At 72.9% G+C, this 13,331-nt stretch carries 12 protein-coding genes; 11 read left to right on the top strand and 1 reads right to left on the bottom strand.

Annotated features, from left to right (window positions below):
• The first annotated feature begins 14 nt into the window (after window positions 1-14).
• The 9 genes from C8E97_RS32150 to C8E97_RS32110 all read left to right on the top strand — a co-directional run bounded on the left by C8E97_RS32150 (window position 15) and on the right by C8E97_RS32110 (window position 7,997).
• Window positions 15-311, top strand: a complete 297-nt coding sequence (locus C8E97_RS32150; RefSeq protein WP_246019298.1) for a WXG100 family type VII secretion target — start codon at window positions 15-17, stop codon at window positions 309-311.
• Between the two features lie 79 nt (window positions 312-390).
• Window positions 391-678 (top strand): WXG100 family type VII secretion target, encoded by a 288-nt coding sequence (locus C8E97_RS32145; protein WP_121009751.1) that lies wholly within the window; start codon window positions 391-393, stop codon window positions 676-678.
• Between the two features lie 435 nt (window positions 679-1,113).
• Window positions 1,114-1,557, top strand: a complete 444-nt coding sequence (rplM, locus tag C8E97_RS32140; RefSeq protein WP_121009749.1) for a 50S ribosomal protein L13 — start codon at window positions 1,114-1,116, stop codon at window positions 1,555-1,557.
• A gap of 26 nt (window positions 1,558-1,583) precedes the next feature.
• Window positions 1,584-2,123, top strand: a complete 540-nt coding sequence (gene rpsI, locus C8E97_RS32135; RefSeq protein WP_121012841.1) for a 30S ribosomal protein S9 — start codon at window positions 1,584-1,586, stop codon at window positions 2,121-2,123.
• A 117-nt stretch (window positions 2,124-2,240) separates the two neighbouring features.
• Window positions 2,241-3,575 carry a phosphoglucosamine mutase gene (gene glmM / locus C8E97_RS32130; RefSeq protein WP_121012839.1) on the top strand — a complete coding sequence of 445 codons (1,335 nt, stop codon included), beginning with the start codon at window positions 2,241-2,243 and terminating at the stop codon, window positions 3,573-3,575.
• Window positions 3,576-3,600: 25 nt separating this feature from the next.
• Window positions 3,601-4,140, top strand: coding sequence for a hypothetical protein (locus C8E97_RS35660; protein WP_211347173.1), 540 nt, complete (start codon window positions 3,601-3,603; stop codon window positions 4,138-4,140).
• Between the two features lie 163 nt (window positions 4,141-4,303).
• Window positions 4,304-4,606 carry a hypothetical protein gene (locus C8E97_RS32120; protein WP_121009746.1) on the top strand — a complete coding sequence of 101 codons (303 nt, stop codon included), beginning with the start codon at window positions 4,304-4,306 and terminating at the stop codon, window positions 4,604-4,606.
• A complete protein-coding gene (locus C8E97_RS35655; RefSeq protein ID WP_121009743.1) occupies window positions 4,606-7,530 on the top strand; it encodes a WXG100 family type VII secretion target in 2,925 nt (974 codons plus the stop codon). Before C8E97_RS32120 ends, C8E97_RS35655 begins: the two co-directional genes overlap by 1 nt.
• Window positions 7,527-7,997, top strand: a complete 471-nt coding sequence (locus C8E97_RS32110; protein ID WP_121009740.1) for a hypothetical protein — start codon at window positions 7,527-7,529, stop codon at window positions 7,995-7,997. Before C8E97_RS35655 ends, C8E97_RS32110 begins: the two co-directional genes overlap by 4 nt.
• Before the next feature lie 498 nt (window positions 7,998-8,495).
• Here the strand turns inward: C8E97_RS32110 and C8E97_RS32105 are convergent, their stop codons facing one another.
• The gene (locus C8E97_RS32105) at window positions 8,496-9,311 is read right to left on the bottom strand and encodes a dienelactone hydrolase family protein (RefSeq protein WP_121009737.1); all 816 of its coding nucleotides are present in this window, start codon (window positions 9,309-9,311) and stop codon (window positions 8,496-8,498) included.
• 134 nt (window positions 9,312-9,445) lie between these two features.
• On the opposite strand from C8E97_RS32105, the gene glmS reads away from it, so the two are divergent.
• Both glmS and C8E97_RS32095 read left to right on the top strand, forming a co-directional pair.
• Complete coding sequence (gene glmS / locus C8E97_RS32100) at window positions 9,446-11,308, top strand: glutamine--fructose-6-phosphate transaminase (isomerizing) (RefSeq protein ID WP_121009734.1); 1,863 nt, start codon at window positions 9,446-9,448, stop codon at window positions 11,306-11,308.
• A 34-nt stretch (window positions 11,309-11,342) separates the two neighbouring features.
• A complete protein-coding gene (locus tag C8E97_RS32095; RefSeq protein WP_121009731.1) occupies window positions 11,343-12,746 on the top strand; it encodes an NAD(P)H-hydrate dehydratase in 1,404 nt (467 codons plus the stop codon).
• Window positions 12,747-13,331 lie beyond the last annotated feature (585 nt).

Below are 13,331 nucleotides of genomic sequence, written 5' to 3'. Positions count from 1 at the left end.
GTTACGCAACCGGTGTGCCGGCGCTCGAGAACGCCGCCAAGGACATCATGGACACCAACGCCAACGTCCAGGGCGTCCTGAACAACCTGCGCAACACCATCGACGGTCTCGCCCCGGCCTGGAAGGGTTCCGCGGCGGACGCGTTCAACAACCTGATGACCCGCTTCAACGACGACGCCGCCAAGCTCCAGGAGGCGCTGGTCGGCATCGCGGAGCAGATCACGGGCACCGTGCAGACGTACGTGCAGCAGGAAGAGGAGCAGTCCTCCGAGATGTCGACCATTATGGGTCGCCTCGGCGGCGGTGCGTGACGGCGAATTCCTTTCGCCCGCGCCACGGCTTTTCCCGCACTAACTCCGCTATTCTTGAGATAACCTCCAAGGGGAGACCATGAACGACGAGATCAAGATCGACTTCGGTGCCCTCGGTTCGGCCGCCAGCGACATCAGCGGCCAGGCCGCCAAGGTCCAGGAAGAGCTGGAGAACCTGAAGTCCCGCATCAACCCGGTCATCGCGCAGTGGGAAGGCGCCACCTCCGGCGCCTACCAGGAGGTCCAGGCCAAGTGGGACACCTCCGCCGCCGACCTCCAGCAGGTCCTCGCCGCGATCGGCACCGCCGTCGCCTCGGCGAACGACGCCTACAGCGCCGCGGAGCAGAAGAACACCGCGCGCTGGTGACTCGCGTCACCGCGTGACCCTCGCGGGCCCCGGAGCCGTCCTCGGCGTCCGGGGCCCGCGTACGCGTCCCGCCGCCACCCCGGCGGTGTGCCGCCCGGTCGTTCCGCCAGGCTCCCGCCGGCTCTCTGACGTGCGAACGCCCGTCGGCGGGCGCGCGCACCCGTCCGGACCGGACGGGCGTCGCGGGCGGGCCGGACCGGCTCGGCGGGCGCCGGGGCGACCACCGGACGGGTGGTCGTGGCCGCGGTGGCCGCACCCGGTCGACGCCGGCCCGTTTTGACCTGGCCGCGACCCAACCGGTATCTTCCTACGTTGTTGTGCGGTACCCGGTGCGCCCTCGCGTACCCCGTGTTCTGGTCCACCTGCCCACCTGGGGTGTCTGGCCTGAGCAGCCGCCGCAATGACCCCAGACGCAAGTGACGACGAGGTAGACCCGTGCGCACGTACAGCCCGAAGCCCGGCGAGGTGACCCGAGCCTGGCACGTGATCGACGCCCAGGACGTGGTGCTCGGTCGGCTCGCCACCCAGGCCGCGACGCTGCTGCGCGGCAAGCACAAGCCGACTTACGCCCCCCACGTTGACACCGGCGACTTCGTCGTCATCATCAACGCGGACAAGGTGGCGCTGACCGGCAACAAGCGTGACCAGGAGTTCGTGTACCGGCACTCCGGCCACCCCGGCGGCCTGCGCCAGCGGTCGTTCGGCGAGGTGCTCGACACCCGGGCCGACCGGCTGGTCGAGAAGGCCATCAAGGGCATGCTGCCCAAGAACCGCCTCGGCCGCGTGATCGCCGGCAAGCTCAAGGTCTACACGGGCCCGACCCACCCGCACGCGGCGCAGCAGCCGCAGCCGTTCGAGATCAAGAAGGTCGCCCAGTGACCGAGCCGTACACCGAGGAAAACGACGTGACCACCCCTGAGGCCGAGGTCGACGCGGTCGAGGCCGACGTCGTCGAGCCCGCCGACGAGGCCGTGGAGGCAGTCGACACCGACGCCGCCGACGAGACGGCCGAGCCCGCTCCCGCGCCGGTCGCCCGCCCCGTGCTCAGCGCGGGCGCGCACCACCTGGCGCAGACCGTCGGCCGCCGCAAGGAGGCCATCGTCCGGGTGCGCCTGCTGCCCGGCACCGGCAAGTTCACCCTGAACGGCAAGTCGCTCGAGGCGTACTTCCCGAACAAGGTGCACCAGCAGCTGATCCGCGAGCCGCTGGTCACGCTGGAGAAGCCGGAGACCTTCGACGTCATCGCGATCCTGCGCGGCGGCGGCACCACCGGCCAGGCGGGCGCGCTGCGCCTCGCGATCGCCCGCGCGCTGATCGCCGTGGACTCCGAGGACCGCCCGACGCTGAAGAAGGCCGGCTTCCTCACCCGTGACCCGAGGGTCAAGGAGCGCAAGAAGTACGGTCTGAAGAAGGCCCGCAAGGCGCCTCAGTACAGCAAGCGCTGACCTCACGGTCGCATTTTCGAGTACCACCCTGCGGGAGCAGCCAGTTCATGCGAACTGCTGCTCCCGCAGTGCTTTACGCCCGGTGTTGTGCGGTTCATCACGGAGGTTGCGGCGATCATGGCTCGGCTGTTCGGCACTGACGGCGTACGTGGTCTGGCGAACGCCGACCTGACACCGGAACTGGCGCTGTCGGTGGCCGCGTCGGCCGCGCGCGTGCTGGCCGAGCACGACCGCTCCCACCGGCCGGTCGCCGTCGTCGGCCGCGACCCGAGGGCCAGCGGCGAGATGCTGGAGGCCGCCGTCGTCGCCGGGCTGACGGCGTCGGGCGCGGACGTGCTGCGGGCGGGCGTCCTGCCGACGCCCGCGGTGGCGTACCTGGTGGGCGCGCTGGGCGCGGACATGGGCGTGATGATCTCCGCCTCCCACAACCCGATGCCGGACAACGGCGTGAAGCTCTTCGGCGCGGGCGGGCACAAGCTGCCGGACGCGGTCGAGGACGAGATCGAGCGCAAGATGGGCGAGCCGCACCACCGCCCGACCGGCGCGGGCATCGGCCGCGTGCGCGACATCGAGGACGCCGAGGGCCAGTACGTGCAGCACCTGCTGAAGGTGACGCCGCACCGCCTGGACGGCCTCAAGGTGGTCGTGGACTGCGCGAACGGCGCGGCGTCGATCGCCGCCCCGGACGCCTACCGCCGGGCGGGCGCGGAGGTGGTCGAGATCCACGCCGGCCCCGACGGGCTGAACATCAACGACGGCTGCGGCTCCACCCACCTCGACCTGGTGCGCGCGGCCGTGGTGGAGCACGGCGCCGACCTGGGCATCGCGCACGACGGCGACGCCGACCGGTGCCTCGCCGTCGACGCGGACGGCAACGACGTGGACGGCGACCAGATCATGGCGGTCATCGCGCTGGCCATGAAGGACGCCGGTGAGCTGACCGACGACACGCTGGTCGCGACCGTGATGAGCAACCTGGGCCTGCACCTGGCGATGCGCGAGCACGGCGTGCGGCTGCGCACGACGGCCGTCGGCGACCGGTACGTGCTGGAGGAGCTGCACGCGGGCGGGTTCGCGCTGGGCGGCGAGCAGTCCGGGCACGTGGTGCTGCCCGCGCACGCCACCACCGGCGACGGCCTGCTGACGGCGTTGCGCCTGATGTCGCGGATGGCCGAGACCGGCAAGCCGCTGGCCGAGCTGGCGGGCGTGATGCGGCGGCTGCCGCAGGTGCTGATCAACGTGGTGGTCGCCGACAAGGCGGCGGTGGCGCGGGACGCCACGGTCAACGACGCCGTGGCGGCCGTGACGGAGGAGCTGGGCGACACCGGCCGGGTCCTGCTGCGGCCGTCGGGCACCGAGCAGCTGGTCCGGGTGATGGTGGAGGCGTCGACGCACGAACTCGCCGAGTCCGCCGCGCGCCGGCTCGCGGGTGTGGTTTCCTCGGTGGGCTGACACCCACCGGTCGGGGGTACACCGAATGAGCCTGGGCTTCCTCCCGCTCGCGGGAATCGTGCTGGTCGTCGCCGCGCTGGTGGTGGTGATCGTGGTGCTGGTGAAGAAGGGCAAGGGCCGTCCGCCGCACCCGGGGCAGCCCTACGGCCCGCCCGGCCAGTACGGGCCGCCGGGGCCGTACGGGCAGCCCCAGTACGGCCCGCCCGGTCAGGGACCCGTGCCGGGCCAGTACGGGCCGCCTGGTCAGTACGGGCCGCCTGGTCAGGGGCCCGTGGCGGGCCAGTACGGCGCGCCGGCACCGGGTGGCGCACCCGGCCAGTTCCCGCCGTCGGGTCAGGCGCAGCCGGGCCAGTTGCCGCCGTCGGGTCGGTTCCCGCCGTCGGGTCCGGACCAGGCGTGGCCCGGTGGGCAACCGGGCCAGGCGCAACCCGGTCCGGGGCAGCAGCCGTGGCCGCCGCAGGGCGCGCCCGGACCGCACCAGGGCCCGCCGCAGGACCCCGCGCAGGGCCAGTCCCCGCCCCCTCCGCCACCGCCGGGACCGGCGCAGCCCCCGCCGCAGGGGTGAATCCCGCGCGCCCGCGTTTACACCTGCAAGGACCGGTTCCGAAATGCCGTGCGGACGTGCCGCCGGCTGCCACCATGGGAACCGGGCGTCGGAGCGTCGCGTCGTAGCGGACGAGTTCGGTTGAGGGTCGTGGCCGTTGCGCCACGGAGGGGAGTGGAGCGCCGTGGCCGGATACGGCACCAGCACCGAGGCGATGCAAAAAGCCTCGAAGGGCATTTCCGACGCCGCGAAGGACACGGCGGAAGACCTCAAGAAGGTCGGGCAGACCGAAACCGTCGACCGGGATTTCGGGGAAGCGCACAAACAGCACTTCCAGAAGTACAAGGGCGGCATCGAGAACTTCGGCAAGGGCATCACCAACATGGCGGGCACGCTCGGCGCGTTCGCGGGGAAGATCGCTTCCGGCGCGGCCACCTACGGTGACGTCGAGGCCACGAACGCGAGCAACGTGGGGAGCCAGTACTGATGGCCAACCCGAGCTGGAAAGACGTGCAGGCGGTCCTCGACGACCCCAACGTGTCGGAGGAGAAGAAGGCGGAGCTGATGCACGCCTACGTCTCCGCCACCCCGCCGTGGGACATCCCGGACGGCGCGGACGCCTACAAGGACCGGTACGACACCTCCAGCTTCTGGAACTGGGGTGACTACGCGGGCCGCGGCGACAAGCTCCAGGAGCGCCTGGACGAGGCCAAGGCGGAGAGCGACACCAAGGGCTACAACAGCCGCGAGCAGACGAAGGCCGTCGACGAGGGCCAGAAGTCGCTGGACGGCAAGCAGCCGCCCACCGCGTCCGGCTCGGGCACGAAGACGTCCGACGAGCTGCTCGACGCGGGCAAGGCCGGCCTGAAGGTCTTCGAGAAGTTCATGCCGATCTGGAACAACCGGCCCGGCGACTGCCTCGGCAACACCTCGAACCTGGACTTCGCCAACCACATCCAGAAGCCGTACGACGAGCAGCGCGGGATCAACTTCCAGAAGCTGCTGCTCGAAGCGGACGAGTTCAGCACCGCCAAGTCGAAGATCGACGACATGAAGGCGGACGTCGACGGTCGGCTGAAGACCCTCTACGGCGAGTGGGAGGGCAAGGCCGCCGCCAAGTCCTACGACCACTACAACGACCAGATCGTGCCGAAGATCACCGAGCTGGGCGACGGCCTGAACGGCGCGGCCGAGTTGACCCGCACCGCGGTGAGCGGCGTGTACGAGCTGTGCAAGGGCAAGGCCGACGAGGTCCTGGAGATGTACCGGGAGCGGATCGCCAAGGCCGACACGTACATGGCGGAGAAGGTCGTCTCGTTCGCGCGCGGCGAGGGCGACTACTCGAAGGACCGGGTGCGGGAGATCGCGGGCTGGGTCGACTCGGTCGTGCCCGGCAGCAACATCGCGGACCGCCTCAACGACGACGACTGCTCGTTGAACGACGAGAACAAAGAGTACGCGATCAACCAGTGCAAGCGGTGGGTCCAGCAGTCGTTCAACGTCGAGTTCTGGGGCCTGTACGAGCAGTTCAAGAGCTGCTGCGCGGACACCAAGACGGCCGTGGACGGCAAGTGGGAGACCCTCGCCTCGTACATGGCCGGCTTCGAGAACCCGTTCCCCGCGCCCGCCGACGACAAGGGCGGCGACGACAAGGGCGGCGACGACAAGGGCGGCGACGACAAGGGCGGCGACGGGAAGGGCGGCGACGGCAAGGGTGACGGCAAGGGCGGTGGCGGCGGCACCGGCGGTGGCACGGGCGGCGGGACCGGTGGCGGCACCGGCGGCGGCTCGGGCAGCGGTGGCGGTGGCGGCACCCCGTCCGTCCCCGAGATCCCCAAGCCGGAGAACCCGCTGGACAAGGACGGCGACGGCAAGCCGGACGACCTGAAGATCCCCGGCGACACCGACGGCGACGGGAAGCCCGACGACCTCGACGGCGACGGCAAGCCGGACGACAAGGACGGCGACGGGAAGCCGGACGACCTCGACGGCGACGGCAAACCCGACGGGCTGAAGGGCGAGGAGGATCCCGAGGTCGTCACCATCAAGAGCGGTGACAACGAGATCAAGGTCACCGAGCCGGACGCGAACGGCCACGTGAAGATCACCGTCGACACGCCGACCACCGAGCCGAAGACCTACGACGTCGACTTCAGCAACAACCCCGACGCGCTCAAGGCGTTGACCGGTCAGAACGGCGGCGCGGCGCTCGCGACGGCGCTGGCGGGCGCGACGTCGGCCACGCCCGGCACGCCGGGTGCGCCCGGTGCCCCGCTCGCGCCGACCACGCCCAGTGCGGCGGTGGGCGGCGCGCCCGGCGACGGCGCGATCCCGGTCGAGGCGGGCGCCGACGGCAAGGCGCTGATCGAGGCGGACGGCCTGTCGATCACCGCCGAGGTCGACCCGTTGACCGGTGAGATCAACCTGACCGTGGACAGCGGCGACGGGACGCCCGAGCAGTACGGCGTCGAGTTCGGCGAGGACGAGGCGGACCGGGGGGTGCCGACCATCCCGGATATGGACGACGCGGTGCCGCTGCCCGCCGAGGCCGACCCGCTGCGGCCGGACGTGCCCGCGGACCTGGACTCGCCGGTGACGACGATGCCGGCCGAGGGCGAGCCGCTGATCGGGCGGGCCGAGCCGGCGATCGCGTTCGGCGAACCGCTGCCGGACCAGGGCTTCGCGGCGGGCTTCACCGAGCCCGCGACCGCGGGCTTCACCGAACCGGCGACCGCGGGCTTCACCGAGCCCGCCGCCGCGGCGACTCCCGTGGGTGGCTTCACCGAGCCCGCCGCCGCGCCCGGTTTCGTGGCCGGTGCCGGCGAGTTCACCGGTGGTTCCGCCGTCGGCGGCCCGATCGCGGGTGGCGGCGGGGGCTTCGCGCCGGGCTTCACGGAGCCCGCGCAGTTCCAGCCCGCGTCGGCGCAGTTCGGCGGTCAGCCCTCCGGCGGCCAGTTCGACCAGGGGTTCGCCCCGGCGTCGTCGTCGGACTCGGGCGGCACGACCACCACGTCCGGCGCGTCGGTGTTCGGCGGCTCCGGCGGCTTCAACGGCGCGGACTCGGTGCTGGGCGGTGGGTCGTCCGGTTCGGACAGCACGTGGAGCAGCCCGTCCGGCAACGCCGACCAGGGCCTGGCGTCCGACACCAACGCCTCCAACGCGGGCCAGGCGGGTTCGGCGACCCTGCCGTCCATGCAGGACGCGCACGGCCAGTCGTCCAGCGGTTCGCCGATGAGCGGCGGCATGATGGGCGGCGGGATGCCGATGGGCGGCGGCATGGCGGGCGGCGGCCAGCAGGGCGGCGGCGACACCGAGCGCAGCCCCGGCCAGTGGCGCACCACCGGTTCGCTGTTCGACGACGATGTGAGCCTCAGCCGCGTGCAGGGCGTGCTGGGTGAGGAGGCCCGATGAGCGTCGCGTCCGACCGGCTGGCGGCGGCGAAGAGCCGCATGGACCAGATCTCCCGCGAACACGCCGACCGCCGCGAGCTGCGTGAACGCCGTTCCCGCGAGGCGCGCGACAAGGCGGGCCAGAGCCTGGACAAGCAGGCGGCCGTCGCGGAGAAGACCATCGAGCGCATCCAGGAGGCCGGCAAGCGCCAGAAGGCGGCCGGCGGCTGGGGCACGACGGCCGCGACGACCAAGAAGGGCGGCGAGTACCGGTTCGGCGCGGAGGACGACGAGCCGACCTACGAGACCGCCGCGCCGGGCACGGGCTGGACCGCCGGCCCGATCACCCCGACCCCACCACCCCCGGCGGCGGCCCCACCGCCCCCGGTCACCCCGCCGCCACCCCCACCACCGGCCCGCCCGGCACCGCGCAGGCCGACCCCGGTGGACGACGACGACGATTTCGGCGGCCAGAGCTGGCTGACCTGACCGGTCGACGGGCGTGACGCCCTGGTCCCCGCCTCCGAGCGAGGCGGGGACCAGGGCGGACGGCCGGTGATGTCAGTGACTGACATCAGCGCGAACTGGAAGTCCCGAACACCACGTGCGCCACGCACGCGGTGAACCAGCCGACTGCGGCCGGCCTACTGTGGCCGGCCTATTGCGGCGCGCTCCTTGGTCGCGGTTCGGTGGCGACCGGCCTGGCACCGGCTGCGCGGCGATGACCTCGCGCAGCGCACGGCCCTCCGTGATCGGGCAACCGGCCGGCCAGGGATTGTCGGTGCCTCGTGGGACAATGGAATCGGAGGCCGGAGGCCAAGACCGCCGCATCCTGGAGTCGCATCCCGGAGCGTCCGCCGAGCACCACGCGGCTCTGATCGGCCGGACCGTCCGTCGGTGATGCGCCACCGGCGCGGAACGCCGAGCGCGATCAGCGGCGCGCGGTCGGAGATGCGCGATCAGCGGTGCGCGATCAGAGATGCGTGGTCAGCGGTGCGCGAGCGCCGCCCGCCGGTAGAGCAGGCCCGCGCCCTTGACGTCGTTCTCCAGCAGGACGTCCCACTGCTTCTCGCCCTTGAGCACCCGCAGCAGGAACGCCGTCACCATCGCCCTGGCCAGCTTCTGCGCCGCCCGCTCGCCCTTCCCGTCGAGCAGCAGCTCGCTCCAGTGCCGCCCCTCGGCGAACCCGAGGTGGCTCGTCTTCGGCAGCACCCGGAACTGCACCGGCCCCAGCCACGCCTGCGCGATGGCCTCCGCGTGGCCGACCGGCGGCGCGATGCGGTCCTCGCCACCGGCCAGGTGCAGCCCCGGCACGCCGACCCGCCGCGCCGCGTCCAGCGCCGACGGCCGGGTCTCGGACGCGGCCAGCGTCGCCACCGCCCGCACCCGCGGGTCGTCGGCCGCCGCGAGCACCGCCGCGCCTCCGCCCATCGAGTGACCGGCGACGGCGAGCCGTTCCGGGTCGACGCTGATCCCGCCGTCGCCGAGGCGGACGCCGGTGCACACGTCGAGCGTGGTCCGCAGGTTGCCCGCGAGCAGCCGCGACGACATCAGCGGTCCGCGCTGGGTGCCCGGCGCGGCGGCGACGATGCCCCACGACGCGAGGTGCCGCAGCAGCGCCCGGTACCGCTCGACGGGCTGCAACCAGCCGTGCCCGAACGCCACGGCGGGCAGCCCGAGCCCGGACGCGGGGGTGTAGACCAGGCCGGGCAGTCCGACCAGGGCCAGGTCGCCGCGCAGCACCGGGTGCTCTCCGGGCCTGCTGAGGTGGTCGAGCACCTGCTTCGCCGAGTAGCCGCTCACCGCGTGAACGGTAGTCGATCGACGTGCCGCACCGCACACTCGGATTGGTCTACACCACTTGAAGGCTTGACCTGCGCAAACGGCTACGAGTGGCCCGTTCGGAGGACGGCCCTGGTCTGGTTACGCTGGGCGGCGTGTGCGGAATCGTGGGATACGTGGGCCATCGCCCGGCACTGGACGTCGTGCTCGACGGGCTGCGGCGGCTGGAGTACCGGGGTTACGACTCGGCGGGCGTCGCCGTGCTCGACGGAGCGGGCGGCCTCGCCGTGGAGCGCAGGGCGGGCCGCCTGACCAACCTGGAGGACCGGCTGGACGAGGTCGGCCGGGAGGGGTTCGCGGGCACCGCCGGCATGGGCCACACCCGCTGGGCCACCCACGGCGCGCCCGTCGACCGCAACTCCCACCCGCACCGCGACGCGACCGGTCGCGTCGCCGTCGTGCACAACGGGATCATCGAGAACTTCGCCGCGCTGCGCGCCGAACTGGAGGGCCGCGGCGTCGAGCTGACCAGCGACACCGACAGCGAGACCGCCGCCCACCTGATCGCGCTCGCGTACGGCGAGGGCGACACCGAGGGCGACCTGGCCGCCAGCGTGCGCGCGGTCGTCCGCCGGCTGGAGGGCGCGTTCACGCTCGTCGTGACGCACGCCGACGAACCGGACGTGGTGGTCGCCGCCCGCCGCTCGTCCCCGCTGGTGGTGGGCGTCGGCGAGGGCGAGACGTTCGTCGCGTCCGACGTGTCGGCGTTCATCGAGCACACCCGCGAGGCCGTCGAGCTCGGCCAGGACCAGGTCGTGGTGATCGACCGGTCCGGCTACACCGTCACCGACTTCGCGGGCGAGCCCGCCGACGCCAAGCCGTTCACGGTGAACTGGGACCTGTCGGCCGCCGAGAAGGGCGGCCACGAGTACTTCATGCTCAAGGAGATCGAGGAGCAGCCCGAGGCGCTGGCGAACACGCTGCGCGGCCACTTCCGGGACGGCCGGGTCGTGCTGGACGAGCAGCGCCTGTCCGACCAGGACCTGCGGGACGTCGACAAGGTGTTCGTCGTCGCGTGCGGCTCGGCGTACCACTCGGGCCTGGTGGCCAAGTACGCGATCGAGCACTGGACCCGCCTCCCGGTGGAGGTGGAGCTGGCGTCCGAGTTCCGCTACCGCGACCCGGTGCTCGACCGGGACACGCTGGTGGTGGCCGTGTCGCAGTCCGGCGAGACCGCCGACACGCTGGAGGCCGTCCGGCACGCCCGCGCGCAGAAGGCGCGGGTGCTGGCGGTGTGCAACACCAACGGCGCGCAGATCCCGCGCGAGTCCGACGCCGTCCTCTACACGCACGCCGGCCCGGAGATCGGCGTCGCGTCGACCAAGGCGTTCCTGGCGCAGATCGCCGCGAACTACCTGGTGGGCCTGGCGCTGGCGCAGGCGCGCGGCACCAAGTACCCGGACGAGGTCGGCCGCGAGTTCCGCGAGCTGGAGGCCATGCCGCACGCCGTGGAGCGGGTGCTGGGCACGGTCGAGCAGGTGCGGGCGCTGGGGCGTGAGCTGGCTGACTCGAAGGCCGTGCTGTTCCTGGGCAGGCACGTCGGCTACCCGGTGGCGCTGGAGGGCGCGCTCAAGCTCAAGGAGCTGGCCTACATGCACGCCGAGGGCTTCGCGGCGGGTGAGCTGAAGCACGGGCCGATCGCCCTCATCGAGGAGGGCCTGCCGGTCGTCGTCGTGATGCCGTCGCCGAAGGGCCGGGCGGTGCTGCACTCGAAGCTCGTGTCGAACATCAGCGAGATCCAGGCGCGCGGCGCGCGGACGATCGTGATCGCGGAGGAGGGCGACGAGACGGTCCGGCCGTTCGCCGACCACCTGATCGAGATCCCGGCGGTGTCGACCCTGTTGCAGCCGCTGATCTCGACCGTGCCGCTGCAGGTGCTCGCGGCCGAGATCGCGCGCAGCCGCGGCTACGACGTGGACAAGCCGCGCAACCTCGCGAAGTCCGTGACCGTGGAGTAGCTCCGCGGGCGCGGAACGGGCAGGCTGTCCCGCTATGCGGGGACTGTGGACCACAGCGCGGGTGAAGGCGGCCGAGGACCGGGTCATGGCGAGGGTGCCCGCCGGATCGCTGATGCGGCGGGCGGCGTTCGGCGTGGCGACGGTGGCGCTGGAGGTGCTGGCCGGGCGGCGGCGGGTCGGCCTGCTGGTGGGCGCGGGCAACAACGGCGGCGACGCCCTGTGGGCCGGGTACTACCTGCGCCGGCGCGGCGTCTCCGTGGCGGCGGTGCTGCTCGACCCGCCCCGCGCGCACGCGGAGGGGCTGGCCGCGTTCCGCCGGGCCGGCGGGCGGGTCGTGGAGCGGCTGGTCGACGTCGACCTGGTGATCGACGGCATCGTGGGCCTGTCCGGTCGCGGGCCGCTGCGCCCGGCGGCGGCCGAGCACGTGGCACACCTCGACGCGCCGGTCCTGGCCGTCGACTCGCCCAGCGGGGTCGACCCGGACACGGGCGCCGTCGACGGGCCTGCCGTGCGGGCGGCGGTGACGGTGACGTTCGGGTGCCTCAAGCCCGTGCACGCGCTGGCCGACTGCGGTGACGTGCGGCTGGTCGACCTCGGCCTGGGTGCCGAGCTGGCCGGTCCCGACCTCCTCGAACTGGAGGTGTCGGACGTGGGCGCGGCGTGGCCGGTGCCCGGCCCGACCGACGACAAGTACACCCAGGGCGTGACCGGGATCGCGGCGGGATCGGCGACGTACCCCGGCGCGGCGGTGCTGGCGACCGGCGCGGCGGTGCTGGCGACGTCCGGCATGGTCCGCTACGCGGGCGCGGCGGCGGAGCACGTGCGCTCCCGCTGGCCGGAGGCGATCTGCACCGGTTCCATCACCGACGCGGGCCGCGTGCAGGCGTGGGTGGTGGGGCCGGGGCTCGGCACGGGACTCGGGGCGGAGGGGGTGCTGCGGGCGGTCCTGGAGGCGGGCGTGCCGGTGTGCGCGGACGCCGACGCGATCACGATGCTCGCGAACAACCCGGACCTGTGGGACGCGCGCGACCCGGACACCCCGCTCGTCCTGACCCCGCACGACCGGGAGTACGAGCGCCTGGCCGGGAAGGTCGGCGACGACCGGGTGGCGGCGGCGAGGCGCGTGGCGGAGAAGTTCGACGCGGTGGTGCTGCTGAAGGGGCACGCGACGGTGGTCGCCGGGCCGGACGGTCGGGTCCTGGTCAACCGGGCTCGGACGTCGTGGGCGGCGACGGCCGGTTCGGGCGACGTCCTGTCCGGTCTGATCGGTGCGTTGTTGGCGGCGGGCGTCGACCCGTTGTTGGCGGCCGGGTGCGCGGCGCGGGTGCACGTGCTGGCGGCGGAGCTGGCGGCCGATGGCGCGCCGATCCCGGCGTCGTCCCTGCTGGCGTCGGTGCCGGACGCGATCCGCGCGGTGCGGCCCCTGTCGAGCCCTTGAGCGGTGGCGTCGGGGCGACGGTCCGGGGTGTGCGGCGGGAATCGGCCCGGCGGCGGGCTCGGCCGCAGGGTGCCGGGCGGGCATGCGGCGGGCTCGGCCGCGGGGCGCCGGGCGTGGGGCGGGCTCGGCGATCAGCGCGGTGGTCGGCGTGGCGATCCGCGCGGTGGTCCGCACGGTGGTCGGCATGGTGAGCCGGGCGGACGGCGGCCCTGGCGGCTCCGGACCCGTTCGGGAAAGAGGCACGCGACGGTGATCGCCGGGCCGGACGGGCGCGGGTCCTGGTCAACCGGGCGCGGACGTCGTGGGCGGCATAAGCGTACACCGCACGCCTACTGTCTCACACGCACGCCATCGGCCAGCCACTTTACGAGTACATCGTACGCTTATCCACTTTATGGGTACACCGTACGCTCACCTGATATGCGTACGCCGTATGCCTACTTCCTCTACGCGTACACCGTGCGCTCACCTTCTGCGCGTACATCGCGCGCTTACCTCCCTTCGCGTACACCGTGCGCTTACCTGCCCTCGCGTGCGCCGTGCGCTCAGCACCAGGCCAGTCGCCAGCCCTGCGGCACCTCGATC

Origin of the sequence: Saccharothrix australiensis (assembly GCF_003634935.1) — a bacterium.
In the GTDB taxonomy this organism is placed as follows: Bacteria; Actinomycetota; Actinomycetes; order Mycobacteriales; family Pseudonocardiaceae; genus Actinosynnema; species Actinosynnema australiense.
This window is presented reverse-complemented; position numbering and strand designations above follow the sequence as displayed.

Excerpts from the sequence above, each read along its gene's own strand:
- C8E97_RS32145 (WP_121009751.1), top strand. The coding sequence starts at position 391 with ATGAACGACGAGATCAAGATCGACTTCGGTGCCCTCGGTTCGGCCGCC.
- glmM (WP_121012839.1), top strand. The coding sequence starts at position 2,241 with ATGGCTCGGCTGTTCGGCACTGACGGCGTACGTGGTCTGGCGAACGCC.
- C8E97_RS35660 (WP_211347173.1), top strand. The coding sequence starts at position 3,601 with ATGAGCCTGGGCTTCCTCCCGCTCGCGGGAATCGTGCTGGTCGTCGCC.
- C8E97_RS35655 (WP_121009743.1), top strand. The coding sequence starts at position 4,606 with ATGGCCAACCCGAGCTGGAAAGACGTGCAGGCGGTCCTCGACGACCCC.
- C8E97_RS32110 (WP_121009740.1), top strand. The coding sequence starts at position 7,527 with ATGAGCGTCGCGTCCGACCGGCTGGCGGCGGCGAAGAGCCGCATGGAC.
- C8E97_RS32095 (WP_121009731.1), top strand. The coding sequence starts at position 11,343 with ATGCGGGGACTGTGGACCACAGCGCGGGTGAAGGCGGCCGAGGACCGG.